Here is a 922-nt window from a genome sequence, read left to right on the forward strand (position 1 = left end):
TCGGAGGTACAGGAAGCTTAGGAGATGCAGCGTCGATTACGTGGAACGGCGCGGGAACTCAGATGACGATTACGCTAGGCGGGTCGGGTATTGATGTCAAATACGGAGATACGCTGAGGCTTGCAACGGGATCGCTACATAATATTGGCGGCGAAGGTGCTATTGGTTCGTCTGTATCAGCAATAATTAAAGGTACGTTCGGAATTGGTGCTATTCCAACAATAGGAACCATACAAGCAACCAACGACCTTGGGTTAGGTGGAGCCAACGCCGGAGATAAGGTTACGATTGCATTTACGGCTGTGACGAATACACCTTCTACAACGAATATTTTAAGTAACATTGCTTTAAGTGGCGGCCACAAGTTTGGTTTAAATGCAACAGCAGCATGGAGTTTAGATGGAGCATCGTTAATTATTACGTTGGGAACGAATGCAACAGTAGCTGTTGGAGATGTAGTAACGATTAGCACAGATGCAGGAATTAAAGATTACAGCGGTGAATCAGAATCCATTAGTGGAGCAGGGACGATTAGCGGCACCTTCGGTGAGCTTGTCCAGCCGACTTTGAGTAATTTATACGCAACGAATGGCGATGGCACTGCTGCTGTAGCTGAGGGCGATACATTGGAGTTTGTATTTAATACGCCAGTAGATCATTCTACCTTCGTCCTATCGACGATCACTGTAAGTGACAGTACGGGAATTTTAAGAACGAAACCTTTTGGCGTTACTCAAAATGTATACTGGGTAGACTCGATCGGCGGATATGCTACGCGCTTGCAAATTGTGCTTGGTGCAAATCCGACAATTCAAATTACGGATAAAGTGAGTATTGCCGGATCAAATGGTATTAAAGATGTGACGAAAACGATTGAGATAGCTCCTGTGACAGATCGTACGATTGGCGGAACGTTCGGTGT

At 45.6% G+C, this 922-nt stretch carries 1 protein-coding gene; it reads left to right on the forward strand.

All coding sequences use genetic code 11. The annotated features are described in order from the left end of the window. Positions 1-922 (forward strand): hypothetical protein (locus tag GC096_RS27005; RefSeq protein WP_171634527.1); only part of this gene is annotated, 922 nt, incomplete at both ends.

The sequence above is a fragment of the Paenibacillus plantarum genome, from assembly GCF_013141695.1.
GTDB lineage: Bacteria > Bacillota > Bacilli > Paenibacillales > NBRC-103111 > Paenibacillus_E > Paenibacillus_E plantarum.